This window comes from Pseudomonas sp. PDM25 (genome assembly GCF_019219045.1).
Taxonomy (GTDB): domain Bacteria; phylum Pseudomonadota; class Gammaproteobacteria; order Pseudomonadales; family Pseudomonadaceae; genus Aquipseudomonas.
Map to the genome: position 1 here is coordinate 1 of NZ_JAHUWL010000059.1, position 604 is coordinate 604.

Genomic DNA, 604 nt, shown 5'->3' on the forward strand with positions numbered 1-604 from the left:
CGTCGGCACTGAGCACGGTGCCGCCCATGTCTTGCTTCCAGGCCTGATAACCGGTTTTGATCGCTTCGTTGGTGGTGTGGCTGAGCAGCTCGGTTTCCACGGCGCCAGGTGCAATGGTGATCACTCGAACGTTGTGCGGTGACAGCTCTTCACGCAGGTTTTCCGAAATGCCATGGACCGCGAACTTGGTGCCCACGTAAGCCACATGGTTGGGAAAGGTCTTACGCCCTGCCACTGAGCTGACATTGATAATCGTGCCGTGGTTACGCTCGATCATGCCGGAGACCACCGCATGGATACCATTGAGCAGACCCTTTACATTGACGTCGAGCATTTGCTCCCATTGCGCCGGGTCCTGTGTGTTCATCTCGCCCAGTAGCATCACTCCAGCGTTATTGATCAACCCGTCGGCGGGACCGAATTGCGTTTCAGCTTCACTGACAGCCGCCAACAAGGCACCACGGTCGGTAATGTCAACGCCACGGCACAAAGCGTTCGGCAGCCCTAGTGCCTCCAGGCGGTTGATACGGCGGGCGAGAAGCAGCAATGGGTGGCCCGCCGCCGAAAGCATCCGCGCCGCCGCTTCGCCAATCCCCGAACTGGC

General features: G+C 59.3%; 1 protein-coding gene. It reads right to left on the reverse strand.

Annotation, left to right across the window (positions count from 1 at the left end):
• On the reverse strand, nt 1-604 hold a 604-nt coding region (locus KW848_RS31290), incomplete at both ends, for an SDR family oxidoreductase (RefSeq protein WP_218539175.1).